The sequence below is a fragment of the Streptomyces djakartensis genome (assembly GCF_014651075.1).
GTDB classification, from domain to species: domain Bacteria; phylum Actinomycetota; class Actinomycetes; order Streptomycetales; family Streptomycetaceae; genus Streptomyces; species Streptomyces djakartensis.
Map to the genome: position 1 here is coordinate 38,236 of NZ_BMWE01000020.1, position 23,949 is coordinate 62,184.

18 protein-coding genes, 1 tRNA gene and 1 pseudogene are annotated in these 23,949 nt (G+C 72.1%); 4 read left to right on the forward strand and 16 right to left on the reverse strand.

What is annotated here, in order from left to right:
* Window positions 1-21: 21 nt before the first annotated feature.
* Window positions 22-2,175 (forward strand): DEAD/DEAH box helicase, encoded by a 2,154-nt coding sequence (locus IE212_RS27930; protein WP_190200743.1) that lies wholly within the window; start codon window positions 22-24, stop codon window positions 2,173-2,175.
* 194 nt (window positions 2,176-2,369) lie between these two features.
* Window positions 2,370-3,623 carry a hypothetical protein gene (locus IE212_RS27935; protein WP_190200744.1) on the forward strand — a complete coding sequence of 418 codons (1,254 nt, stop codon included), beginning with the start codon at window positions 2,370-2,372 and terminating at the stop codon, window positions 3,621-3,623.
* A 26-nt stretch (window positions 3,624-3,649) separates the two neighbouring features.
* On the opposite strand, the gene IE212_RS27940 is transcribed toward IE212_RS27935, so the two are convergent.
* The 7 genes and pseudogenes from IE212_RS27940 to IE212_RS27970 form a co-directional block, all read right to left on the reverse strand.
* Window positions 3,650-5,575 carry a GmrSD restriction endonuclease domain-containing protein gene (locus IE212_RS27940; protein WP_190200745.1) on the reverse strand — a complete coding sequence of 642 codons (1,926 nt, stop codon included), beginning with the start codon at window positions 5,573-5,575 and terminating at the stop codon, window positions 3,650-3,652.
* 72 nt (window positions 5,576-5,647) lie between these two features.
* Window positions 5,648-5,918: pseudogene (locus tag IE212_RS27945) on the reverse strand (alpha/beta fold hydrolase); the annotation flags it as partial.
* Window positions 5,919-6,009: 91 nt separating this feature from the next.
* Window positions 6,010-6,924, reverse strand: a complete 915-nt coding sequence (locus IE212_RS27950) for a YceI family protein (protein ID WP_190200746.1) — start codon at window positions 6,922-6,924, stop codon at window positions 6,010-6,012.
* Between the two features lie 138 nt (window positions 6,925-7,062).
* On the reverse strand, window positions 7,063-7,908 hold the full coding sequence (locus tag IE212_RS27955; protein WP_190200747.1) for an NmrA family NAD(P)-binding protein: 846 nt from the start codon (window positions 7,906-7,908) through the stop codon (window positions 7,063-7,065).
* A gap of 25 nt (window positions 7,909-7,933) precedes the next feature.
* Window positions 7,934-9,034: a maleylacetate reductase gene (locus IE212_RS27960; RefSeq protein WP_190200748.1), complete on the reverse strand. Its 1,101-nt coding sequence runs from the start codon at window positions 9,032-9,034 to the stop codon at window positions 7,934-7,936.
* Window positions 9,031-9,900: an intradiol ring-cleavage dioxygenase gene (locus IE212_RS27965; protein ID WP_190200749.1), complete on the reverse strand. Its 870-nt coding sequence runs from the start codon at window positions 9,898-9,900 to the stop codon at window positions 9,031-9,033. Before IE212_RS27965 ends, IE212_RS27960 begins: the two co-directional genes overlap by 4 nt.
* 64 nt (window positions 9,901-9,964) lie before the next feature.
* Complete coding sequence (locus tag IE212_RS27970; RefSeq protein ID WP_190200750.1) at window positions 9,965-11,713, reverse strand: FAD-dependent oxidoreductase; 1,749 nt, start codon at window positions 11,711-11,713, stop codon at window positions 9,965-9,967.
* Between the two features lie 156 nt (window positions 11,714-11,869).
* On the opposite strand from IE212_RS27970, the gene IE212_RS27975 reads away from it, so the two are divergent.
* Window positions 11,870-13,612 (forward strand): helix-turn-helix domain-containing protein, encoded by a 1,743-nt coding sequence (locus IE212_RS27975; protein ID WP_190200751.1) that lies wholly within the window; start codon window positions 11,870-11,872, stop codon window positions 13,610-13,612.
* Window positions 13,613-13,703: 91 nt separating this feature from the next.
* Here the strand turns inward: IE212_RS27975 and IE212_RS27980 are convergent.
* Window positions 13,704-13,788, reverse strand: a tRNA-Leu gene (locus tag IE212_RS27980).
* Window positions 13,789-13,928: 140 nt separating this feature from the next.
* Between IE212_RS27980 and IE212_RS27985 the strand changes: the two genes are divergently transcribed.
* Window positions 13,929-15,260 (forward strand): DUF2254 domain-containing protein, encoded by a 1,332-nt coding sequence (locus tag IE212_RS27985; RefSeq protein WP_190200752.1) that lies wholly within the window; start codon window positions 13,929-13,931, stop codon window positions 15,258-15,260.
* 74 nt (window positions 15,261-15,334) lie between these two features.
* Here IE212_RS27985 and IE212_RS27990 read toward each other — a convergent pair whose 3' ends face one another.
* From IE212_RS27990 to IE212_RS28025, 8 genes are all read right to left on the reverse strand, one after another.
* Window positions 15,335-16,393 (reverse strand): sugar phosphate isomerase/epimerase family protein, encoded by a 1,059-nt coding sequence (locus IE212_RS27990; protein WP_190200753.1) that lies wholly within the window; start codon window positions 16,391-16,393, stop codon window positions 15,335-15,337.
* An 81-nt stretch (window positions 16,394-16,474) separates the two neighbouring features.
* Entirely contained in the window at window positions 16,475-17,887 is a 1,413-nt protein-coding gene (locus tag IE212_RS27995) for an alkaline phosphatase family protein (protein ID WP_190200754.1), read from the reverse strand.
* Window positions 17,884-19,053, reverse strand: a complete 1,170-nt coding sequence (eboE, locus tag IE212_RS28000) for a metabolite traffic protein EboE (protein WP_190200755.1) — start codon at window positions 19,051-19,053, stop codon at window positions 17,884-17,886. Before eboE ends, IE212_RS27995 begins: the two co-directional genes overlap by 4 nt.
* Before the next feature lie 3 nt (window positions 19,054-19,056).
* The gene (locus tag IE212_RS28005; protein ID WP_190200756.1) at window positions 19,057-19,968 is read right to left on the reverse strand and encodes a TatD family hydrolase; all 912 of its coding nucleotides are present in this window, start codon (window positions 19,966-19,968) and stop codon (window positions 19,057-19,059) included.
* A complete protein-coding gene (locus IE212_RS28010; RefSeq protein ID WP_190200757.1) occupies window positions 19,968-20,720 on the reverse strand; it encodes an EboA domain-containing protein in 753 nt (250 codons plus the stop codon). The genes IE212_RS28005 and IE212_RS28010 overlap by 1 nt, the downstream gene beginning before the upstream one ends.
* A complete protein-coding gene (locus IE212_RS28015) occupies window positions 20,717-21,685 on the reverse strand; it encodes a sugar phosphate isomerase/epimerase family protein (RefSeq protein WP_229864625.1) in 969 nt (322 codons plus the stop codon). The genes IE212_RS28010 and IE212_RS28015 overlap by 4 nt, the downstream gene beginning before the upstream one ends.
* Window positions 21,682-22,752, reverse strand: coding sequence for an SCO3242 family prenyltransferase (locus IE212_RS28020; RefSeq protein WP_190200758.1), 1,071 nt, complete (start codon window positions 22,750-22,752; stop codon window positions 21,682-21,684). The genes IE212_RS28015 and IE212_RS28020 overlap by 4 nt, the downstream gene beginning before the upstream one ends.
* Entirely contained in the window at window positions 22,749-23,894 is a 1,146-nt protein-coding gene (locus tag IE212_RS28025) for an inositol-3-phosphate synthase (protein WP_190200759.1), read from the reverse strand. The genes IE212_RS28020 and IE212_RS28025 overlap by 4 nt, the downstream gene beginning before the upstream one ends.
* Between the last annotated feature and the right edge of the window lie 55 nt (window positions 23,895-23,949).

Consider the following 23,949-nt stretch of genomic DNA (forward strand, 5'->3'; position numbering starts at 1 on the left):
CCGCCCCACTAGGATCACCGCATGCCGCAACTCGCCTTCGACATCGGCTTCTTCGCTGAACTCCCCAAGCTCCAGCCGCCGGTCAGGAAGGGCGTCCTCGACGCCTGGGAGAAGTTCAACCGGCTCACCTTGGACCAGCTCTTCAAGGACCCGGGGCTGAAACTGGAGAGCCTGACGAAGGCGAAGGACAAGCAGATCCGGACGATCCGCATCGACCAGTTCTGGCGCGGGGTGGTGCTGGCTCCGCCCTCCGGGGACACGTTCGTCCTGCTCAGGGTCATGCCGCACGACAAGGCCATCGCCTGGGCGCTGAAGCAGAAGTCCAGCATCAACGAGGTGACGCGGGCCGTCGAGATCCGGGACGCGGCGACCCTGGACGAGATCACACCGGCGTACGAGCGGGTGGCCGAGACCTCGTCGAGGGAGCGGTTGTTCGCGAAGTTCTCCGACGGGGACATGAAGGCCCTCGGCATCGACGACGAGACGCTGCGGCAGGCCCGTTCGCTGGTCGACCAGGAACAGCTGGACGTCTTCGCGCCGCTGCTGCCGCAGGACCAGCGGGAGGTGCTGCAGTACCTCGCCGCGGGCTGCACGGTCGAGGAGGTCTGGCAGGACATCGTGGCACCCGCCCTGCAGGCGTCCACGCAGCCGGTGGACACACGCGACTACGAGACGGCGATCCGGCACAGCCGGGCCCGCATCGCGCTGGTGTCGGCTCCGGAGGAGCTGCGGGACATCCTCGAGAAGCCCTTCGCGGCCTGGCGGGTCTTCCTGCACCCCTCGCAGCGGAAGGTGGCCTACCGGGCGTCGTACTCGGGTCCCGCGCAGGTCACGGGCGGGCCGGGCACCGGTAAGACCGTCGTCGCGCTGCACCGGGTGAAACACCTGCTCGGCCACCTGCGCGAGGGTGACCGCATCCTCCTCACCACCTATACCAACGCGCTCGTCAACGCGCTCCGGGCAGGTCTGGAGTCCCTGGTGGACGACCCGGAACTGCGCGAACGTGTCGACATCTCGACCGTCGACGGCTTCGCGAGCCGGGTCGTCGCGGAGGCACCGAACGCGGTGCCGCTGCGGCCGCTGATGAGCAACGAGGAGGTGAGCCGCTGGGGCAAGGCCGCCAAGGCGACGGGCTTCACCGGCAGCGCACAGTTCCTGGCTCAGGAGTACCGGCATGTCGTCCTGGCGCAGGGCATCACCACCCTGGCCGAGTACGAGGCGGCGGACCGGCGGGGGCGGGGCAGCCGGCTGACGGCCGCCGAGCGGCCGCTGGTGTGGGAGACGGTGGAGCGGTTCACGGCCGATCTCGCCGCGGACGGGGCCCGGACCTGGCTGCAGACGTGCGCGGAGGCGGCACGGCTGCTGGAGGCGAAGGGGCCGCCGTATCGGCACGTCGTGGTGGACGAGGCGCAGGACCTGCACCCGGCGCAGTGGCGGCTGCTGCGCGCGGCCGTCCCGGCCCGCCCGGACGACCTGTTCATCGCGGGCGACCCGCACCAGCGCATCTACGACTCGAAGGTGTCGCTGAGGTCGCTCGGCATCAAGGTGACCGGGCGGTCGGTGAAGCTGCGCAAGAACTACCGCAGCACGCAGGAGATCCTGCGCTGGTCCACGGCCCTTCTGATCGGCCGTCCGATCGCCCAACTGGACGACGAGGGCCGTAGCGACACCCTGCTCGGTTACCGCTCGGCCCTCCACGGCGACGGGCCCGTCGTACGGGACGCGCCGACGGAGGAGGGCGAACTGGACATGCTCGTCGACCAGGTGCGGGCGTGGAGGGACGCGGGTGTGGGCGCCGGGGAGATCGGGGTGAGCGCCCGCTTCAACAAGACGTGCGCGAAGGCCGTGGCGCGTCTGAAGGACGCCGGCATTCCCGCCGTCACACTGCGCGCCGCCGACAGCGCCACCGGGGACGGGACGACGGCCGTGCGGGTCGGAACCATGCACTCGTTCAAGGGCCTGGAGTTCCGCTGCGTCGCGGTCATCGGCGTCACCGAGGACGCGCTGCCGTTCCCGAAGGCCGTCACACCACCCGAGGTGGACACCAAGCAGCACGAGACGGACATGCTGTCGGAACGCTGCCTGCTCTTCGTCGCCTGCACACGGGCTCGCGACAGCCTGTACGTCTCCTGGTCCGGCAAGCCGAGCCCGTTCCTGGCGGAGGCGGGGGTGTGAAGCGAGGGGCCTGCCGATCTGGTGATGCCGCCACGATTCAGGCAGACTCTTCACGAGTTTTTCACGTCCGCACGCGAACGTGGAACAGGTTGATCGCCAGCCTTGACGTCTCAGCAGCCGACGTCGACGGGTGGCGCACGACCACCGGATCAGGGCGGGGCACGGCGATTCCGTGCAGCGGTAGGGGGCCGATCGTGAGTTCTGAGGACGCGCAGTTCCTGGGGGTAAAGGTCCTGGAGAGCATGCGCACCCATGTCCGCTGGACTCTGCAGCGGATGTCCGAGCCGGTGTCCTTCTCCTGCAGTCAATGCGGGCGCATGACCACGGACGTCGTGGTCGCGATCAAGACCACGAGTGCGGGCAGAAAACACCCTCACTGCGCGGACTGCCATCGGCAAAGAGTCACCAACGCGACCGGTGCCCGCGAGGCTGATTCCACGACCGGAGCTGGCGCCCCGCCTCTTGACGGTACTGAAGAGGCAAAGACCTCAGGGCTCGACCAGGTGGTGCTTGTCCGGCAACCGGATCCGGGCCAACCCCATGACGTGGTCGAGACGACCTCCGAACTCCAGTGGACGTTCGTGATTCGTCGGCGTCACCTGGACCATGGCCAGTGTCCACTGCCCGCGCAGGCCGCACGCGCGATCCGGACAGCGAAAGTGGTGCATCTTCACGACGGCCGCGCCTTCCCCACAGTGCTGCTTGATTCCCTCCGCAAGAAGATCACCAAAGAGCACCTCCGGGGCATCCGCTGGCCGCGGGCGGAGCTCCTGCCGGGCACACGGATCACAGCCAGGCTCGACCGGAGCAGGCTTCGCCTGTTCCTCACTCCTCTGGAACGTCCCGTCTTCATCGCGAAGACGAGGTTCCCTTACGAGTACGACCCCCGGATCATCGCCCGTGAACTCCCAACCAGCCTGACGCACAGCCCGGCTGGTGTCGGTGCGTCACTCGACGTGCTGGTGCAGGAGACGATCCGCAAGCTCGGCTATCTGGACGAGGCGGGCAGCGCGCTGCTGCCGGTGGAGAACCTGATCCGCGGGGTTCGAAGCCGTGGCGCCTCCGGACAGTTCTCAAGCGACGCGATCCGGGCTTCGGTGAACGAGCTCATCAACCGAAAGCGCCTCACCTGGCGAACGGGAAGCTGCGCGGCCGACGGCGTTCTCCACTTTCCGGCCCGCCCGGGCGAGAGAACGGTCCGTCTCGTCTGCTACACGCCCTTCGTACTGCCCAAGCCGAAGAGTCAACGGGTCGTACATCTGCCGAGCGCCTCTTCCCGGCACGGCGTGGCCGGGCACCTGATGAAGATCGAGCACCTGGGCAAGCAGGCCAGCGATGCGGCCCAAGCCGCGTACGCCGAGGCTCATCGGAGCGCGGGCCTTACCGGAACCCACAGGCTTCCGAAGGGACACACCTACGTCAGACCGCATGAGCGCGGAGGCGCGTAGGCGGGGCGGAGGAGAAGAGCTGTCCGCTACCGAATGCTCTGCAACAGCTGCCCCGTGGCGGTGACGGTCCAGAACGACCAGCCGTTGCGATTCGGATTGACGTGCGGGTTCAGGGCGTGCACCAGGGCGACTGCAGCTCCGCTGGGGGTCTCGTACTCACCGCGGCCAGGCCCGGAAGGAATGGTCACCGTGCGGGACGAGGGTTCGTAGTAAGCCTGGGTACGTCGGCCCTCGTAGACGGCGTGGATCTCCACCCCCTGCTCCGTACGGAGCTTCTGAACCTCTGCGCCGATCAAGGTGGGTGCGGTCGGGTCCTCCACGATCAGCTCCTCGTCGGCAGGCAGCTCGTCGCGGTCCCGGTGGGTGGCCTGCGCGTCGTAGCGGGGAAGACCGAGCAGCTCGTTGAGGACGTTGGCCAGGAAACTCCGGCGCGCGGCCAGGAAGTCGGGGAAACGGTCCAGGGACCGCAGCTCCGGATCGCGGGGGATCCACTGCTCGGCCAGACGCTCAGGCGCGATCCCCGCCATGTATTCGGCGGGCAGCCTGGAGGAGATCATCTTGTTCGTCTGGCCGGTGACGAAGGCCAGGTTGGCGAGGCTGTTCCACTCCTCCTTCGCATAAGTCCCCTGGACTCGGGCGCGCGGGAACACGTGGTGGAATTCGATCTTGGCGCTGCTGTTCATCGGCTGGTCGCTGATGGCGATGTTGGTTGCCCAGTCTCGCGCCGTGCCTCGCAGCGCCGCGATGTAGAGCAACTTGAAGAAGGGATGCGTGGAGTACTTCTGCTCCAGGTCCCTCGGGTGGAGCGCGCTGTCCCTGGACCGGGTGCCGGAGGCCCGGCGGATGAGTTCGGCGAACAGGTCCTCTCCCTCACGGGATTTGATCAGCCTGGCCTCCGCGTCGAGCTTGCCCTCGACCTGCAGCGAGTAGTGGCTGAACGCCATCGCCGTGTACACCCAGCGGCGCAACAGCTGGGCCTCTCCCGGACGCAGCCTGCCGTCCCGGTGATGCAGCAAGAGGGCGGGCACGATGGTGACGTTCGGCGACGAGAGGATCTCGGACCGGGGGATCGAGCACTCGCCCTTCAGGAAGTCGATGGCGAAGCGCAGTGCCCTCTCAGTGGCGTGCCAGGCCTCCTTCAGCGCGGCTTCGTCCATGTCCGCCCCGATGAGCTTGATGTGATGGGCGCCGGTCCCCGCGAGGAGGCTCGTGAGACGCAGGACGGCTTCCCTGTTCAGAGCGAAGTTGCTGTCCTGCAGTTCCTGGTGGAAGGCGTCCATGGTGTCCAGGCCGTCGGACCAGCGTGCCGCGATGGCGCTGTAGACGAGGTCGCCCTTGGACAGCCTTCGACCACCCTTGTTCAACCGGGCGAAGAGTTCGGCGACCTCTTCGTAATCGTCGGACTCGTAGGTGATGACGGCGATCTCCTGCCTGCGGATGTCATGCACCTTCTGCAGGCGCTGCATCCATTCGCCGAAATGCGGGTCGGAGTATTCGACCCCGGCCGCGTTGAGCACCTGGTGGTACTGCACGTTCTCCTGCAGCAAGGTGGAAACGCGGAACAACAGGGGATCCTTGCCCTGGATCGCGCTCGGGTTGACGAACTCCTCGGTGCGCACGTCGAAGCGCAGGTCGATGAGCCGGCCGTCCGCCTTCGACTCCGGCCGGTACACCCAGGCCAGGGAGGTCAGCCGCTGTTGCCCGTCCAGCAGGTAGAGCGGCTGGTGCGCCGGCTTGTCGGCCTGGACGACGGCAGCCGTCTTGAAGGGGACGGTCAGATTGGTCTTCCACAACAGCAGGGCACCCACGGGGTAGCCCCGGTACAGGGAATCGAAAAGATCTCGTACGTCCGGCCTCATCCAGACGAAGTCGCGCTGGATGGAGGGAATGACGACCCTGCCCTGCAGCAGGTTCCCGATCTGAGAAATGATCTTTTCGTTCGCCAGCCCCATACTGAAGCCCCCCAACGCGTGAGTGATCTACAGCACACACCATAACTGTCGTCGTGGCCCGCTGACTTGTCCCAGCCGCTGCGGGCCCGACTCCTCACGCAGCGCCGCGACATCTGCGACCTGCCGGTCGCAGCGGTACGACGCCGGGTCCGGCGGCACCGCCGACCGGCCGGTGCCCCTGAGGTCCAGCCGGATCAGGGTGCGGTGCGCCGAAAGACCACCGAGGTTCCCCAGGTACACGGAGTCCTGCATCGGCCCCCCCGGGGAGACAGACCAGGGGCGGGCCGTCTCCCGTGACGTGGTGGGCGAGGGTGGTGCCGTCCGGAGCTGTGAAGGCGGGCATGGGCGCGAGACCGGCAGGCGGCGGACTCCGGGGCAACGGGATATCGGCCGAGTGCGGGGAGACCGGTGGGAGCGGGCCCGGGCCTCCAGAGCTATTCCGGCGGAGTAGGAGTGTCGTGGGTGCGGTACATCGCCTGGACGTCCAGCTCCAGTTGCACCGTCGGGCCGACCACCGCGATGCCCCGGGCCAGCATGGAACGCCAGTTGAGGGTGAAGTCCTCGCGGTGCAGTTCCGCCGTCGCCAGGGCCGCGCAGCGCAGTTCCTCCCCGTAGCCGCCGTTCACCGTGCCCAGGTACGTCGTGTCGAGGGAGACGGAGCGGCTGACGCCGTGCATCGTCAGGGAGCCCAGCAGCGACCACTTGCTGCCACCCCGGTAGGCGAAGCGGGTACTCACGAAGTCGATGTACGGGAAGCGGTCGACGTCCAGGAAGTCCGCGGACCGCAGATGGTTGTCGCGGGTGGTGTTGCCGGTGGTGATGCTGGAGGCGTCGATGCGGACACGCACCCGGGAGTCGGTCATGACGTGGGCGACCTGGATCCCGCCGTCGAAGCGCTCGAAGCGGCCGTGGACGTTGGCCATGCCGACGTGCTTGGCGATGAACCGGATCGCGGTGTGCGGCGGGTCGAAGAGCCAGGTTCCGGGCGTCGGCAGCTGGAGGGCTTCGGCCGGTCGCAGCCAGACCCGCTCGGTGGGTGTCGACGCGCCCGCCGGAAGCTCGATGGTCTCGCGGTGCGGCTGGAGGCCCTCCGCCGCGATCATCAGGCTGTACCGGCCGGGCGGCAGTGCCGCGACGAAGTAGCCGTACGGGTCGGTCGTCCCGCGGGCGGCCACCCGGTGGGTGTCCAGGGCGGTGACGGTGACGTCCGCGGCGGCCAGGGGCGTGCCCATCGGGTCGACGACCTCGCGGGCCACGGCACCCGCGCCGGACGGAAGGGGGAGGGCGAGGCCCGCCGCCGCGGCGGAGGCGCCCTTGAGCCGCCGTCGCCGGAGCAGTGCGAGGGCCATGTGGTTCACCTTTCTTCGGGGTGCGCGGCCGTACGGCGGCGGTTCAGCGCACACCGACGGCCGCACCTGCTGCGGTCACACCCCCTTTGTCGATCTTGCCAGTCCGGGAATCGGTCCGGGTGTCTCATTTCGAGACAGTCAGGACCGCCGCTCCTTGAAGGAGTCCGCGTGCTCGGCGGCCCACTGGGCGAAGGTGCGCGCCGGGCGGCCGGTGACCTTCTCGACGGTGCCGGAGACCGTACGGCCCACCTCCGGGGTGTTCCCGTACGCCTGGAGCAGGAAGCCGATCACGTCCTCGGGGAGGTACTCCGCCCGCCACTGCGCCAGGGCCTGCTCCTCGGTCAGCTCGACCAGGGCGATGTCCCGGCCGAGTTCGGCGGCGATGGTCGCCACCTTGTCGCCGACGGTGAGCACTTCGGGTCCGGTGATCACGTACTCCTGATGTCCGTGCCCCTCCTCCGTGAGCGCGACCGCGGCGACGGCGCCGATGTCGCCCTCGTGGACCATGGCGCTCAGCCGTGCGACGAACGGCTCGCGGACCTCTCCCGAGGCGATGATCCCGTCCGCCCATTCCAGCGCGTTGGCCATGAACTCGACGGGCATGAGGACGGTCCAGTCCACACCGTCGGCGGCCCGCACCGAGTCCTCCAGCGGGGTCGGCCCGCCGCCGTGCAGCACGGTGATCCGGCGGACGCCGGCCGAGCGGGCCAGTTCGAGGATCCGCGGGCCGGTCTCCAGCGGGGTGAAGGCCGCCCCGCCGAAGGTGATCAGATGGAGGCCGGTGACCCCCTCGAGGGCGGAGGCCAGGCTGTCGGGCCGAGTCAGATCGCCCTCGGCGACTTCCACTCCGGCCGGGAGAACGGCCCGCGCTGCGTCCCGGGTGAGGGCGCGGACCGCGTGGCCCCGGGCGAGGAGTTCGGCGACGACCTGACGGCCGACGGTTCCCGTGGCGCCGGTGACGAGAGCCTTCTGTGTCTGTGTCATGCGAGGACCGTAGGAAGCCTCGCGGTCATCCACGGTCCGCGATCCGGAGCCGGACCGGCTCCGGCGGGCCTCCCTCGTACGCCGCGAGCAGCACGGCCCGAGCGCCGTCCGCCGTCACCGGGCGCGGGTTCGGGTACGGTTCGCCCGCGACCTGGTTCGCCGCCGGTGCCACGTCGTCTTCGGTCAGGCCGAGTCCGGCGAGGGACCGTGGCGCGCCGAGGCGGCGGGCCAGCTCCCACAGGGCGCGGGGCACGTCCTCGGCGCCGAGGGCCCGGCGCAGCACGGTCAGCGCCCGCGGGGCGGCGGGCGCGTTGTACGCGAGGGCGTACGGCAGCATCACGGTGTGGGTCTCGGCGTGCGGCAGCCCGTATGTGCCGCCCAGTACGTGGCACGTCTTGTGGTGCAGTCCCATCGTGGTCGCGCCGAGGCAGGCGCCGCACAGCCACGCCGCGTACAGGGCCCGGCCGCGCGCGTCCAGGTCCTCGGGGTCGGCGGCCAGCCGCGGCAGTGCCTCGGCCATGGCACGTACGCCCTCCTCGGCCATGACCGAGACGAGCGGGGAGGCGTCCGGGGCGTACAGCGCCTCCGCGGCGTGCGCCAGCGCGTTGACACCGCTGGTGACGGTCAGAGGGACGGGCAGGGAGAGGGTGAGCCGGGGGTCGTAGACGACGCTGCGGGGCTGCACGGCCGGGTCGCGGCCGGTGCGCTTGGTGCCGTGCTCGGTCAGGCCCCAGACCGGGGTCATCTCGGAACCCGAGTAGGTCGAGGGGACGGCGATCAGCGGCAACCCGGTGCGCAGGGCGATCGCCTTGCCGAGTCCGATGGCGGAGCCGCCGCCGACCGCGACGCACCCGTCCGCCCCGGCGGCGCGTGCCACGGCGACGGCCCGGTCCGCGTCCTCGACGGGCACGTGCATCCGTGCCTCTGGGTGCACGCCCGCGCAGGTGTCGCCGAGCGCGTCCGCGACGGCCCGGGCGACGGGCTCGCCGCGGTGGCCGCACACGACGAGCAGCCGCCGCAGACCGAGGCGTGCGGCCTCGCCCGGGGTGGCGGTGACGGCGGCGCCGGGACGGAAGACGACGCGCACGGGGCGGGTCTCGTAGGAGAAGTCGTCCTGGAACGTCATGACGCCCGCTCCAGGACGAGGTCGAAGCGTGCGTGCCGGAAGGGGTTGGGCACGCCGAACTCCCGGGCAAGGGGCGGGTCGTCGGTCATAGCGAAGTCCTGGACGAGGTTCCGCTTCACGGCGAACACCGCGTCGGAGTCGAGGTAGTCGCCCCCGGCCACGAAGATGTGGGTGGTGACGGGCGTGTGTTCCGCGGCGGTGGCGATGAAGTGGATGTGCGCGGGACGGTAGGGGTGCCGTCCGGTCGCGCGCAGCAGGTCGCCGACCGGGCCGTCGGTGGGGATCGGGTACGGCGCCGGGACGCAGGTGCGGAACCAGAAGCGGCCCTCGGCGTCCGTGGTGAACAGTCCGCGTCCGTTGCCCGCGGGCTGCACGCCGGGCTGCTGGACGTCGTAGTAGCCCTTGTCGTCGGCCTGCCAGACGTCGACTGCGGCGCCGGGCAGGGGCGTGCCGTCCGCGGACAGCACCCGGCCGCTGACGACGCACGGCTCGCCGCCGCCGACCAGGTCGATGCCGTCGCCCAGGGCACGGACCGGCGACTCGGTCATGTGGAAGGGGCCGAGCACGGTCGACTCGGTGACGCCGGGCGTGTGGTGGCCGCCCAGGGTCTCCACGAGCATGGAGAGGCCGAGCACGTCCGACAGCAGGATGAACTCCTGCCGGGTGTCGGTGCAGGACTGCCCGGTCGCCGTGAGGAAGGCGATGGCCTTCTCCCACTCCTCCTGGGTGAGCCGGGTCTCGCGCGCGAAGTCGTGCAGGTGGCGGACGAGGCCGGTGAGCAGCTCGCGCAGCCGTGGGTCGGTGGTCCCGCGGAGGGCGGCGAGGGCCTGCTCGGTGACGCTGGTCCCGGTCGCGTCGGTGGTCATCCCCGGCTCCTCGTCGTCTGCGTCCGCTTCTTCCGTTTCCTCTTCTTCGTCCATGATGGCGCGTTCAGACGTGTCCGAGGATCCGCCGGAGCGCGTCGGCCAGCAGCTCTCCGGCGTCCGGGGCGGCCGAGGCGTGCCGGAAGGCGACGAACCCATCGGGCCGTACCAGCAGGGCGCCCCCGTCGGAGATCTCGCTGAGCCGCGCCCAGTCCCCGTACGGGTCCTCGTACTCCTGCCCGGGGCCGATCACCACTGTGGCGATCTCCGCCTCCTGGGCCTCGGCAGCCCGCACCCAGGCCTCTCCCCCGATGCCGGTCAGCAGGGTGAAGCGGCCCCGGCCGACGGTGTCGAGGGTGGACAGGGTGCGGGTACCGGAGGTGATCCAGGCGTGCGGGAGCCGGGCGCCGGGGCGGGTGGACGGCTGGTGGTGCAGCTCGGGGTCGCGGTCGAAGCCGGGGTCGGGCGTACCGTCCGGGACGATCGCCGCGGAGCTTTCAGCGGGATAGCGCTGGTTGAGGTCGACGCCGTGCGCGTTGAACTCGTACACCTTGAAGGCGATCGCCTCGCGCAGCCGGGCGCGCTGCTTCGCCGCGGCCTCGGTGGCGTCCTTGCGGGCGGCGATGTTGGCCCACAGCTGCTCGGGGGTCTGCGGTGAGAGGCCGTCGAGCGCCTCGAAGACGGGGGCGGTCTCCCGGATGGACCGGTTGGCGCGGGTGACGATCTGCCGGCCGATGGGCGCCCGTTCGGCGGTGTAGCTGTCGAGCAGCCTGGGGTGGGCGGTGCCGTCGAGGACCAGCTTCAGCTTCCACGCCAGGTTGTAGGCGTCCTGGACGGAGGTGTTGGAGCCGAGACCGTTGGACGGCGGATGGCGGTGCACGGCGTCGCCCGCGCAGAAGACACGGCCGTTCGCGTACGTCTCGGCGTACATCTCGTTGACGGTCCACGCCGAGCTCGACTTCACGGTCACCGGCACCGCGTCGTCCCCCACCAGCTTGCGGACGATCGACTCGGCGTACTCGGTGGTCAGGTCGGGGGCGCCCGCGGTGACGTCGTAGCCCCACACGATCAGCCACTCGTTCCAGGGGCGGACGCAGCGCACCAGGCCCGCGCCGATGCCGCCGACCGTCGCGCCGGGCGCGAGGACCCAGTAGAGGGTGGACGGGCGGTGGGCGGTGTACCGGGTGAGGTCCGCCTCGAAGACGATGTTGATGCTGCCGGCCACGCCCATCTGGCCGCCCATCGGCAGGCCGGCGTCCGTGGCGACCTTGGACCGTCCGCCGTCGGCGCCGATCAGGTACCTGGCGCGGATCTGGTACGTGTCGCCGCGCAGCCGGTCGCGGACGGTGGCCGTGACGCCGTCGGCGTCCTGGGTGTGGGAGAGGTACTCGGTCTCGAAGCGCAGGCGGGTGCCGCGGGCGACGGCCGCGTTCACGAGGACCGGCTCCATGAGGTGCTGTGGCATGTCGCACATGCGGGTGGGGCTGGCGAGTTGGTGGGCGGCCTGCACGAGCGGGTCGTTGCCCCAGGAGCGCACCCGGCCCAGTTCCTCGCCCGCCAGGCTGGTGCAGAACGTCGTGTTGCCCATCAGGTGCTGCGGGGTGGCCTTCGCGATGACCTCGTCCTCGACGCCGAGGTCGCGCAGCACCTCCATGGTGCGCTGGTTGGTGATGTGCGCGCGGGGGGTGTCGGCGAGGCTCGCGTAGCGGGTGACCATGATGTTGGGCACGCCGTAGGTGCTCAGGGCGAGCGCGGCCGAGGCACCGGCCGGGCCGCTGCCCACGACGAGGACGTCGGTCTCGACGGCGGTGGACACGGGGGGCTCCTGCGAAAGGTGTTGTGGCGGCGGGGAATCGGGCATTCATGATCATGGCCTGCGCGGTCCGGCCGCGGGTGTCTCATTACGAGACACCCGCGGGACGGACACCGCGGTTGTTGCCCGTTCAACGGAACCCGCTACGGTGGCTGTGCCGTGACCACCACAGAGCCCTCTCCCGCAGCCACCGCCCCGCCCTCGCTGCGTCTCGCCCGCGAGCGGTTCCTGTCGGGCCGTCCCCTGCCCGGGGGCGTGCCGGAGGAGGTCGTCGCGGCGTGGCGGCGGGCCCGGTTCTTCGGGGTGCCGCACGACCTGGAGCAGCAGGCGGCGGATCCGGTGCGGCCCGTCGAGACGGCGCTGCTCGTCGCCGCCCGGCCGGTGCTGGAGCGGATCGGACCCGCCCTGGACGCCGGCCGTTCGCTCCTGGTCCTGACCGACGAGCGGCTGCGCGTCGTGGGCACGGCGGGAAGCCTGCCCGGGCTCGGCGGGTGCGCCGTCCTGGCGGAGCAGGAGGTCGGCAACAACAGCGCCGCCCTCGCCCTGCGCACCCGGCGCCGGGCCGAGGTGCACGGTCCCGAGCACTTCCTCGACCGGTGGCAGGACGTGTCCGCCGTGAGCGTCCCGCTGCGCGCGCCGGAGAACGGCCGGCCGCTGGGCACGGTGACCGTCGCGGCGCGGCTGAGCGCGGTACGGCCGCACCCGCAGGCGGCCCTGGCCGAGGCGGCGGCCGCCGCCGTCGAGACGGAACTGCGGGCGCGGGCGGGGCGGGTCGAACAGGTGTTGCTGGACGCCTATCTGCGGGCCGGGCAGGACCGGGCCGTGGCCGTACTCGACGGCCGCAACCGGCTGATCAGCGCCGCGGCGCAACGGCTGCTGACATCCCAGGTGCTGGCGGCGCTGGAGCGCACGGCGGTCGGCGCGCGGCACCCGGACGGTACGGATCCAGCGGCGTCGCCCGAGGCGGCGGCGTCCGGGCCCGTTCGGTTGCCGGAGGGGGCCGGATGCAGCGCACGGATCACCCCGGTGCGTCTGGACGGCACGGTCGTGGGGGTCGTCACCGTCCTGGAACCGCTCGACACCGCGCCGCCCCCGGTGCCGGACCCGCCCACGCCACCGGTCGCCCTGACCGGCTCCTCGGTCCCGTGGCGGCACGCCGTCGCGCGTGCGGCCGAGCTCGCGCGGTCTCGCGAGCCGCTGCTGCTGACCGGTGAGCGGGGCGTGGGAAAGTCCGCCCTGGCCCGGCAACTGCTGGGGCCGGGCCCCCTCCAGGAGGCGGACGCGGCGCGGGACACCGGGCTGGCACAGGTCCTGTCCGCCCGTCAGGCCGGCCGTCCGCTGCTGCTGCGTCACGCCGAGCGTCTCGCGCAGCCCGGCGTTGCCGCGCTCAACTCCCTGCTCGACGCGCACCCGGACATCCCGCTCCTGGTCACCTACACGCCGGGCAGCCCGGTCGGCCCCTGCCTGCAGCGCCTGCTGGACAAGCTGTCCGCCCGCTCGGTGACACTGCCCCCACTGCGGGAACGTACCGAGGACATACGGGAGCTGCTGTCGGCCCTCGCCCCGCGCCCGGAGCCCGGACAGCCACCGTTGACCTGGACCCTTGACGCCCTGCGTGCTCTCGAGTTGTATCCGTGGCCCGGGAACGTCACCGAGCTGGCGCATGTCGTCCGGGCCCTCGCGGAGCACCGGCGCTCCTCCGGGCCGGTCCGCCGGGCGGAGCTGCCGGACGCCGTGCGGGAAGAGCCCGCCGCGCGTCCCCTCAGCCCGATGGAACACGCGGAGCGCGCCGCGATCCTTCAGGCCCTGCGCCTGCACGGCGGCAACAAGGCCCGCACGGCTGCGGCGCTCGGGATAGGGAGGGCGACGCTGTACCGCAAACTGCGGGGATATAGGGGCTGAGGGGGCCCGGCCGCACGGTGGGCCACCCGCACCTCGTCGGGAAACAGCTCGGGTGGGCCGGGAAGCTTCCCGACCCACCCGAGCTGGTCTGTGTCCGAGGGGGGACTTGAACCCCCACGCCCGATAAAGGGCACTAGCACCTCAAGCTAGCGCGTCTGCCATTCCGCCACCCGGACGAGTGTCCGCCGCCTGCCAGGGCCGTGCCCCGCGGCGACATGGACAACCATACCAAGGTTTCGGAGTGCCTTTCACCTGCGTTTCCTTCCGTCTGGCGGGGGTCCGGGACCTCGCACCGCGATGCACCTAAGGTCGCACCATGAGTGACTGGATCGTTACGCAGAGCCCTCCCGCGGGGCGTCGCCCGCGTGCGCTGTCGCCCTTCAGGGAGCATCTGCGGGACACGTTCTGGTTCGCCCCGACCGCCGCGATGGTGAGTGTCTTCGTGGTCTGGGTGGCGGCGCAGGCCCTCGACACGGCCGTCGTCGAGGCGCTCCGGGAGAACGGCGACTACGAGACGCTCGCCGAGCTGCAGCGGTTCGCGCAGGACGCGAAGGCGGTGGTGAACGTCGTCAGCTCGGCGATGATGACCTTCATCGGCGTCGTCTTCAGCATCTCGCTGGTGGCCGTGCAGATGGCGAGCGGGCAGTTCACCCCCCGTGTGGTGCGGCTCTTCGTGCGGAGCCGGATCACCAAGGCGACCTTCGCGGTCTTCCTGGCCACCTTCGTGCTGACCCTGCTGGTCCTGACGGCCTTCGACACCGCCGACGACCCCCGGGACGTGGCGACGCTGCCGCTGGTGCAGTCGGCCCTCACGCTCTGCATGGTCGCGCTGAGTCTGCTGCTCTTCGTGCTGTACGTGAACACCACCCTGCGGCTGATGCGGATCAGCCATGTGATCGCGCGGATCGCGACGGAGTCCTTCCGGGTGATCGCCTCGATGCCCCCGCCGACGGGCGGGCAGGACGCGCCCGGCCCCGGTCCGGTGACCGCGTGGGTGCCGCACGTGGGCCGGGCGGGTGTGCTGCGGGACGTGCACGTCGCGCGGCTGGTGCGGGTGGCGCGCAGGCACCGGGTCATGCTGCGGCTGGTCCCGCGGATCGGGGACTTCGTGGTGCCGGGCACCCCCGTGCTGGCGGTGCACGGCGGCCCCGCGCCGCCGCGCGGCGCACTGCGCTACACGATCTCGGTGGGCGTGGAGCGGACCTACCACCAGGATCTGGGCTTCGGGCTGCGGCAGTTGTGCGACATCGCGCTGCGCGCCCTGTCTCCCGCGATCAACGATCCGACGACGGCCGTGCAGGCGCTCGACCGGGTCGTCCAGTTCCTGGCCGCGGTGAGCCGGCATCCGCTGGACGCCGCCCGGTACCGGGACCGCGGCGGGACGGTGCGGCTGGTGCAGCCCGTGCCGGGCTGGACCGAGCTGGTCGATCTGGGGTTCACCGAGGTACGGGGGTGCGCCGTCGGGAACCCGCAGGTGTCGCGCCGGATGCTGGCCGGACTGGACGATCTGCTGCTGCTCGTGCCACCGGAGCGCCAAGAGCCGTTGCGGCGCCATCGCGAGCTGCTCCGGCAGGCGGTCGACGAGGCGGCCCCGAGCCCGGCGGATCGGGCGTTCGCCCTGCGCCCGGACCGGCAGGGCATCGGCTGACCGGCTCGCCGGCCGGCCGACGCCCCCGCGGTGTCACGGCGGTGGCTGGTGCTCCGGCGCGTACCCGCCGGCCGTCAGCACTTCTCCCGCAGCGAGTGCAGGTGTGCGCTGGAGCGGCGCGCGAAGGTGAAGGACTCGGCCGGGTTGTCGTGCTCGGCCTGCCAGTGGTGGGCCAGACGGTGGCCGCGCAGCCGGGTCACGGCGGAGATGAACCGCCGGTAGTCGATGTCGCCGTCGCCGACGTCGGTCATGCGGTAGCCGTACGGGTTCGACGGGTCGCTCTCGCCGTCCTTCACGTGGAACAGCGGGTAGCGGTCGGGCCTGCGCAGGACGTAGTGGAGCGGCTCGAACGGGGCGGGCGTGCCGTCGGGCCGCTTGGAGAACCGGAACTGGCCCACGTACGCCCAGTAGATGTCCATCTCCAGATAGACGAGGTCCGGGTCGGTCTCCCTGAGCAGGACGTCGTAGAGCCGGACCTTGGGGTTGTCGGTGGCGAAGGAGAACTCCTCGGAGTGGTTGTGCTGGTAGAACTTCATGCCCCGGGCCCTGGCGGCCGCGCCGTAGGTGTTGAAGTCCTCGGCGGCACGCTTCCAGGCGTCCACGGTCGACCCGTAGCGGAACGGGCCGGCGGCCGTGCCGATGTGCTTCAGGCCGAGGGCCTGGGCGTCGTCGAGGACCTTCTCGAGGTTCTGGGCGAAGGTGTAGGCGTTCGGGTCGTCGGAGTAGTAGCCGACGTGGCTGCCGATGGGGTTGAGTCCGTGGTCGCGGGCCAGTCGCTTGAGCCGGTCGAGCGTGATGGGGCCGGCCGAGCCCTGGGTGTAGCCGGCGAACTCGACCTCGTCGTAGCCGTAACGCTCCAGTTCGGCGAAGACGGGGCCGAAGCCGAGGGTGGAGACCTTGTCGCGCAGGCTGTAGAGCTGGATGCCGAGGCGGCCGGGCGGCATGACGGGGCGGCCCCGGCCCGTCGCCCCGGACGCGGTGCCGGTGGCGGCCGCAGCGTCGTTCGTGGCGGCTGTCGCGGGGGCCGCGGCACCGAGCAGGGCCGCGGCGGTGGCGCCCGCGGCCACGCCCAGCATGCCTCGTCTGCTGAGGCGGTGGCCGAGCTCGGGGTCGGGCTGGGAGAAGCGGCTCATGTGTGGAACTCCTCGTGATCGCTGGGCGTTGTCAGTGGTGAGTGCTTCACTGGTGACCAGTCGGGACTGAGGGCTACGGCGTCAGTCGAGACCGGCGAGTCGGAGCAGCAGTGACTTCACATCGGTGGCCGCGACGCGGTCGCCGAGAGCGCGGGGGGTGGAGCAGATGAGGAGCGGACCGTCGTCGTCGCTCTCCGGAAGGCGGCCGTGGCTGCCGCGAATAGGTGACGGGTCGAGGGGCACGACCGCCATGCGGTAGCGCATGCCGAGTTTCTTGCGCGCCAGCGCGGTGGCGGCCTTGACCTTGACGTAGGGGTCGAGGGGATCCATGAAGAGCTCGACCGGGTCGTAGCCGGGTTTGCGGTGGATCTCGACGAGTCGCGCGAAGTCTGGCGCGTGGGCGTCGTCGAGCCAGTAGTAGTACGTGAACCAGGCGTCCGGTTCCGCCACGGCGACGAGTTCGCCGGCGCGCGGATGGTCGAGGTGATGGGTCTTCTTGCCCTCGTCGTCGAGGAGTCGGTCGATGCCGGGGAGGCCTTCGAGGGCTGCCCGGGTGGCGTCGAGGTCCTCGGGGCGGCGTACGTAGACGTGGGCGATCTGGTGGTCTGCGACCGCGAAGGCGCGGGACGCCATCGGGTCGAGGTACTCCATGCCGTCCTGCGTGTGCACCTCCAGCAGTCCCGCGCGGCGCAGGGCGCGGTTGATGTCGACGGGCCGGCTGACGGGGGTGATGCCGTACTCGGACAGCGCGACGACGGTTCGGCCCTCGGCGCGGGCGTCGTCCAGGAGCGGTGCCATGGCGGCGTCGAGGTCGGTGGCCGCCTTCAGGGAGCGCGGGTCGTCGGGTCCGAAGCGCTGCAGGTCGTAGTCGAGGTGGGGGAGGTAGCAGAGCGCCAGGTCGGGGTGGCGGGTGCGGATGATGTGGCGGGTCGCGTCGATGATCCAGCGGCTGGAGACGAGGTCCGCCCCGGGGCCCCAGAAGTGGAACAGGGGGAACGTGCCGAACTTCTCGGTGAGTTCGTCGTGGAGGGCGGCCGGCCGGGTGTAGCAGTCGGGTTCCTTGCGGCCGTCGGCGTAGTAGATGGGACGGGGGGTGACGGTGATGTCGGTGTCGGCGCCCATGGCGTACCACCAGCAGATGTTGGCGACGGTGTATCCGGGGTGGGCGCGGCGGGCGGCGTCCCAGAGCTTGTCGCCGGCCACGAGCCCGTTGTGCTGGCGCCACAGCAGGACGTCGCCCAGTTCGCGGAAGTACCAGCCGTTGCCGACGATGCCGTGCTCCGAGGGCGTGGTGCCGGTGAGGAACGTGGACTGGGCGGCGCAGGTGACGGCGGGCAGGACGGTGCCGAGCGGGGCGCGGGAGCCGGACCGGCCGAGTGCCTTGAGGTGCGGCATGTGGTCGAGGAGGCGGGGGGTGAGGCCGACGACGTCGAGGACGAGGAGCGGGGTGGGCCGGTCCGTGGCGGCCGGGGCCGGGTCCTCACGGGTGCTCATGGCAGCTCCTTCAGGCCGAGGTCCGTCAACAGGTCGCGGGCGAGGGCGAGTTCGGCGGCGATGCCCTCGGCGAGCTGGGAGCGGCCCTTGGGGCGCAGCTCGGGCGGGAGGGCCTGCCAGGTGTAGGTCTCGACCTCCAGATGGCGGGTGAGCGGGGCCGGGCCGCCGACGAGCCGGGTCAGTGCGCCCTTCAGGACCGGGAGCGTGGAGGTGAGGGGCGCGGCGGGGGCCGCGTGCAGGGGGACGTGGAAGTGGGAGCGCCAGGGTGTGCCGTCCGGCAGGGCCTGGCCCCCGAGGGCCTCGTCGAGGTCGTCGGTGGCGCGCAGGCCGGCGGAGGTGGCGGTGCGGGTCTGGTGCAGGAAGCGGGGTTCCGCGAAGGCGGCGAGGGCCTCGCGGACTTCGGGCAGGTGGGGGTGTTCGGCGTGCAGTGCGGCGGAGAGCTGGGATTTGACGACGGGGACGCGGGCTTCGGTGAGTGCGTCCAGCGCGGTGTGCGGGTCTTCGAAGGAGGTGGCGAGGTGGCAGGTGTCGACGCAGATGCCGACGCGGTCGTGGCCGATCGCGGTGAGTGGGGCGATGGCGTCGCGGGTGGTCTCGACGACGCAGCCGGGTTCGGGCTCCAGTCCGACGCGGATGGAGCGGCCGGTCAGCTCCTCGATGGCGTCGAGGCGTTCCGCGAGGGCGACCAGGGCGGTGCGGGCGGTCCGCGCGCGCTCGGCGTCGTAGGCGGTGCGCCAGGCCAGGGGCAGGGTGGAGATGGTCCCGTCGGTGACGTCGTCGGGGAGGAGCCCGGCGAGGACACGGGCCAGGGCGGTGGTGTGGTCGAGGCGTTCCGGGTCGGCCCAGTCCGGCTTGTAGACGCGGTACTTGACCTCCTCGGCGCCGAAGCCCTCGTAGGGGAAGCCGTTGAGGGTGACGACCTCCAGACCGCGCCGGTCGAGCTCGGTGCGCAGGCCGCGCAGGGCGGACGGGTCGGCCACGAGGGTGTGGGCGGCGTCCCTGGCGAGCCACAGGCCGATGCCGAGCCGGTCGCGGCCGAGGCGGCGGCGGACGGGTTCGCAGTGGTCGCGGAGCTGGGCGAGGACGCCGTCGAGCGTCTCGGCGGGATGGACGTTGGTGCAGTAGGAGAGGTGGACGGTGGATCCGTCGGGGTGGCGGAAGCGCATGGCTCACGCCTCCGTGCCGGGGAGGCGAGCCGGCGCGGTGGGGGCGGGGTCCGGCTCGTGCGGGTCCTTGGGGACGCCGCGCAGGATGGAGTTGCCCTCGTGGGTGGCCGCGGTGCCGGTGACGTCGAGGTTCAGGCGGCCGCTGAGTCCGTAGAAGGCGACGGGGTTGCGCCACAGCACCTGGTCGACGTCGTCCTCGCCGAAGCCCTCGGCCAGCATCAGGTCGCCGACCTTGCGGGTCTTGAGGGGGTCGCTCCTGCCCCAGTCGGCGGCGGAGTTCACCAGGATTTGCTCGGTGCCGTAGGCGCGCAGGATCGCGACCATCCGTTCCTCGTCCATCTTGGTGTCGGGGTAGACGGAGAAGCCCAGCCAGCAGCCGCTGTCCTTGGCCTCCTTGACGGTGGTCTCGTTGAGGTGGTCGACCAGGACGCGCTCCGGGGGCAGCGCGGACTCGCGGACGGCGTCGAGGGTGCGGCGCAGACCGGCGAGCTTGTCGCGGTGCGGGGTGTGCACGAGGGCGGGCAGGCCGTGGTCGGCGGCGAGCTGGAGCTGCGTGGCGAGGGCGGTGTCCTCGGCCGGGGTCATGGAGTCGTAGCCCACCTCGCCGACCGCGACGACGTTGTCCTTGACGAGATAGCGGGGCAGTTCGTCGAGGACGGGTGCGCAGCGCGGGTCGTTCGCCTCCTTGGGGTTGAGGGCGATGGTGCAGTGGTGGGCGATGCCGTACTGGGCGGCGCGGAAGGGCTCCCAGCCGAGAAGGGAGTCGAAGTAGTCCCGGAAGGAGGCGGGCGAGGTCCGGGGCTGGCCGAGCCAGAAGGAGGGCTCGACGACGGCGCGCACTCCGGCGGCGTACATGGCCTCGTAGTCGTCGGTGGTCCGGGACGTCATGTGGATGTGGGGGTCGAAGATGCGCATCAGGACTCCTTGCCGTGGGGGTCGGCCGGGCCGGCGGTGGGGGGCACGGGCTCGGTCAGGTCCAGGACGCGGTACAGGTCCTCGGGGACGGGCCGGCCGGCGGCGGTGCGCTCGGCGGCGTAGTCGCCCAGCATGCGGGCGAGTTCGCCGTCGCCGTGGGCGCGCCGGCCCAGGTCCGCCACGTGCTCGACGGGGACGCCGGTGAACAGGCACTTCAGCACGGCGTGACGCCAGTCGTGGGCTGCCAGGTGCCGGGCGGCGTACGGGCCGACGGCGGCGGTGAGGAGCCGGGTGTCGTTGGTGCGCAGGGCGTCCTCGACGAGGGGGAGGGCGCCGGGTCCGGGCACCAGGTGGGGCAGGGCGTGCAGGACGGCGCGGCGCTCGTCGGCGGTGCCCTGGAAGTAGACCCGGGTCAGGGCGTCGGTGCCGGCGCGGGCCGCGTCGAGGATGAGCACCCGTGCGGCGTCGGCGTGCGCGGCCCCGCAGCGGCGGCCGGCTTCGGCGAGACGCAGTTCCCAGGGGGAGATCGGCCCGTGGACGCCGGGGTGGGCGGCGGCCTCGTCGAGGGCGTGCTCCAGCCAGGTGCGGGCGGCGGGGTCGAGCTGCGTGGTGAGGTGACGGCGGAGGTCGGCGAGGGAGGGGGCGGTGGTGAGGCCGGTCGCGGGGACGGTCTGGCCGGTGTGGGTGCCGGTGCTCGGCGCCTGCTGGGTGCTGTCGGTGCTCGCCGCGGGGGTGGCGCGGGGGTGGGTCATCTGCTGCTCCCTTCAGTGGGTGCGGAGGGAGCGCCGTGGGGTGGCGCGGTCTGCTGGAGGGCCGGAGCGGGGGACGGCGACGTGGCGGACGCGGTCTGCTCGGCGTGGCGGAGGAACGGGAGGGAGTGCTCGGCGTGGTGGGGGCCGGCGTGGGAGTGGCGGGGCAGTTCGACGACGGTCAGGCCCTGGTAGCCGGTGGCGGCGAGGGCCGCCAGCACCGGCGGGAAGTCGATCTCCCCCTCCCCGAACGGGAGGTGTTCGTGGACACCGCGTCGCATGTCCTCGATCTGGACGTGCCGCAGCCATGGGGCGGCGTCGCGCACGCAGTCGGCGGGAGGGCGGGGTTCGAGGCACTGGCAGTGGCCGATGTCGAGGGTGAGGCCGAGCGGCGCGGGGTCGCCGAGGGTGCGGCGGAGGTGGTGGAAGTCGGCCAGGGTGGCGAGGAGATGGCCCGGCTCCGGTTCGACGGCGAGCGGGACGCCGGCGCGGGCGGCGGCGTCCAGGACGGGGGTGAGGGACTCCGCGAGGCGCTTCCAGGCGGTGTCGGCGGGGGTGTCCTGCGGGACGGTCCCGCTGAAGCAGTGGACGGCGTGTGCGCCGAGGTCGGCGGCGATCCGGACGGCCCGGACCAGGAGGCCGACGCGGCGGGCCCGGTCGTCGGGGTCCGGGTCCAGCAGGGACGGGCCGTGCTTGCGCCGCGGGTCGAGGACATAGCGGGCGCCCGTCTCCACGGTGACGCCCAGACCGAGTTCGCCCAGCCGGTGCGCGACCCGGCGGGTGCGGGCGGCGAGGCCGGGGGCGAGCGGGTCGAGGTGCATGTGGTCGAGGGTCAGCCCGACACCGTCGTAGCCGAGGTCGGCGAGGAGGCGGAGCGCGTCGTCGAGGCGGAGGTCGGCGAGGCCGTTGGTGCCGTAGCCGAAGCGGAGCGGAGGCAGGGTGTCGGAGACACGGGCCTGGGTGCTCACGTCACGCTCACCTTCCTCGCGAACCTCGCTCCGAGTGGAGCGAGAGCCGTGATGAGGAGGGCCGTGGCGGTGCTGCCGGAGCGGGCGGTCAGGGCGGCCTGGAGGGGGATCGTGGCGCGGATCCCGGCGCCCACGGCTCGTTGGGTGAGCGGAGGTGAGGGGTTGAGGGTGGCGTGGAAGTAGGGGCGTGCGGTGGTCGCGGCGTAGGCGGCCGCGAGGGCGGCGGTGAGATGTGCCGTGGGCTGGGTGGTCGGCGCGGACCGTCGGGGCAGGGCCGCCTGCGGGCCTGGCAGGACGGGGGCGGCCGCGCCCTGTCGTTCCGCCGGGGGCTCCTCACGGCTCTTGGTCACGTGACGGGTCAGCAGGGCCGTCGCCGCGAGGGCCGCCAGCGGGGCCAGGGGTGAGCCGCCCCGGGCCTCCTGGCGGGAGACGGTCGTGACGGCCAGGGTGTGGGCGCCGAGGAGGGCGGCGGAGGGCAGGGCCCGGCGGGTGCGGCCGGTGCCGGCCGCGGCTCCCAGGAGCAGGTCGAGGCCGCGGGCCGCTCCCATGGCCACAGCACCGGCCGGTGTGTGCTTCAGGCCGAGGTCGTACGCCCAGACGGTCGCCGCGAGGGGGGCGGCGACGGCCAGCGCGGGACGGCCGGCCGCGGTGGCCAGGGCCAGTCCGGCTCCGGTGAGGGCACAGGCCGCGGTGAGTGCGCCGGCGGGGTGGACGCGGCCGGAGGGCAGGGGGCGGTGCGGGCGTTCGACGGCGTCGATGTCGCGGTCCGCCCAGTCGTTGAGGGCCATTCCGGCCTCGTAGAGGCAGAGGGAGGAGCCGATGGCGAGCAGGGTGCGGGCGTTGGGTGGGGCGCCTGTCGCCGCTGTGCCGGCCAGAGCGTCGCCGGGGACGCTGAACAGGGCGGGCAGACGCAGGAGTTCGGCCCAGGCGCGGCCCCGGGATGAGCGGCCGGCGCGTCCGGGGGAAGGTGCTGTGCCGTCGGCGGGCGCACGGTCGCCCGCGCTGCCGCCGGCTGTGGTTCCCCGCGCGGTGTGCGGGCATCGGCCGGGGCTCTCGTGCGCCCTCACCGCGCTTCCCCTGTCCCCTCGGTGTGCCCCAGGCTCCTTGCGAACCGGACCAGTTCCTCGTACTGCTCGGCGAGACCGGACGGCCCGCCCCCGACAGGGTCCTTGAAGTAGAAGCCGAGGGCACCGAGCGGGCCGGACAGCCCCGCCTCGTGCGCACGGGCCGTCAGCCGGGCCAGGTCCAGCACCAGCGGCGCCGCGAGGGCGGAGTCGCAGCCCTGCCAGATGGTCTGGAGGACCATGCGGGTGCCGAGGAAACCGTCGAAGGCGACGTGGTCCCAGGCGGTCTTCCAGTCCCCGAGGGCCGGGACGTCGTCGATGTGCACCTCTCCCTCGGGGACGGTGCCGAGGGTGTCGGCGAGGACGCGTTCCTTTCCGGCGTTCTTCGCCGCCGCGGCGGCCGGGTCGGCCAGGGCCGCTCCGTCACCGCCGCCGAGCAGGTTGGTGCCGGACCAGGCCCGGACCCTCAGCGCCCGCTGCGCGAACATCGGGCCCAGTACGGCCCGCAGCAGCGTCTGACCCGTCTTGCCGTCCCGGCCGGCGTACGGCAGACCGCTCAGCTGGGCCTCGCGGGCGGCGACGGGGTGGTTCATGCCCTCGGAGGGGGTGAAGTTGACGTAGGGGCAGCCCGCGCGCAGGGCCGCCAGCGCGTACAGGGTGCTGGCGGGGAGCGGGGCGCCGGCTTCCCGGGAGGCTGGTTCGGTGGAGGCGACGTTCACCACCACGGTCCGGTCCAGCTCGTGGCGGTGTGTGAAGTCGCGTATGTCGTCGGTGAAGGCGGTGATCAGTTCCGCGTCGCTCCTGGTGTCCCCCGGAGTGGGACCTCCGGGCCTGATCTCCCGTTCGGCGGCGGCGAGTTCGGAGGCGACGGCGGTGGCGACGCCCGCTGGGAGGACGCCGCCCGCGGTCAGGGACTCGGCGCGCTTGGGAAGGGGGCAGTCGAGTGTGTCGTGCCCGCCGAAGACGAGGTCGGACAGCGCGGGCAGGCGGCTGTCCGTGAACGCGGGGGTCTCGGTCACCATGCCGGTGGGCGGGTGCAGTCCCGCGGTGACGGCGGCGCACCCCGTGACGACGGTGGTGGCGACGGAGCCCCGGGCTCCGATCAGCCACACCCCCACACGCGGTCGGGACAGGGACGCGGACATGGGCAGCCTCCTGGTCGTACGGAACCGGGGGGAAGGGACGGCGGGCGGGGGCCGG

Excerpts from the sequence above, each read along its gene's own strand:
- IE212_RS27990 (WP_190200753.1), bottom strand. The coding sequence starts at position 16,393 with ATGAGCCGCTTCTCCCAGCCCGACCCCGAGCTCGGCCACCGCCTCAGC.
- IE212_RS27965 (WP_190200749.1), bottom strand. The coding sequence starts at position 9,900 with ATGACCACCGACGCGACCGGGACCAGCGTCACCGAGCAGGCCCTCGCC.
- IE212_RS28010 (WP_190200757.1), bottom strand. The coding sequence starts at position 20,720 with ATGACCCACCCCCGCGCCACCCCCGCGGCGAGCACCGACAGCACCCAG.
- IE212_RS27960 (WP_190200748.1), bottom strand. The coding sequence starts at position 9,034 with ATGACGTTCCAGGACGACTTCTCCTACGAGACCCGCCCCGTGCGCGTC.
- IE212_RS28005 (WP_190200756.1), bottom strand. The coding sequence starts at position 19,968 with ATGCGCATCTTCGACCCCCACATCCACATGACGTCCCGGACCACCGAC.
- eboE (WP_190200755.1), bottom strand. The coding sequence starts at position 19,053 with ATGCGCTTCCGCCACCCCGACGGATCCACCGTCCACCTCTCCTACTGC.
- IE212_RS27930 (WP_190200743.1), top strand. The coding sequence starts at position 22 with ATGCCGCAACTCGCCTTCGACATCGGCTTCTTCGCTGAACTCCCCAAG.
- IE212_RS27950 (WP_190200746.1), bottom strand. The coding sequence starts at position 6,924 with ATGGCCCTCGCACTGCTCCGGCGACGGCGGCTCAAGGGCGCCTCCGCC.
- IE212_RS27940 (WP_190200745.1), bottom strand. The coding sequence starts at position 5,575 with ATGGGGCTGGCGAACGAAAAGATCATTTCTCAGATCGGGAACCTGCTG.
- IE212_RS27995 (WP_190200754.1), bottom strand. The coding sequence starts at position 17,887 with ATGAGCACCCGTGAGGACCCGGCCCCGGCCGCCACGGACCGGCCCACC.
- IE212_RS27985 (WP_190200752.1), top strand. The coding sequence starts at position 13,929 with ATGAGTGACTGGATCGTTACGCAGAGCCCTCCCGCGGGGCGTCGCCCG.
- IE212_RS27955 (WP_190200747.1), bottom strand. The coding sequence starts at position 7,908 with ATGACACAGACACAGAAGGCTCTCGTCACCGGCGCCACGGGAACCGTC.
- IE212_RS28025 (WP_190200759.1), bottom strand. The coding sequence starts at position 23,894 with ATGTCCGCGTCCCTGTCCCGACCGCGTGTGGGGGTGTGGCTGATCGGA.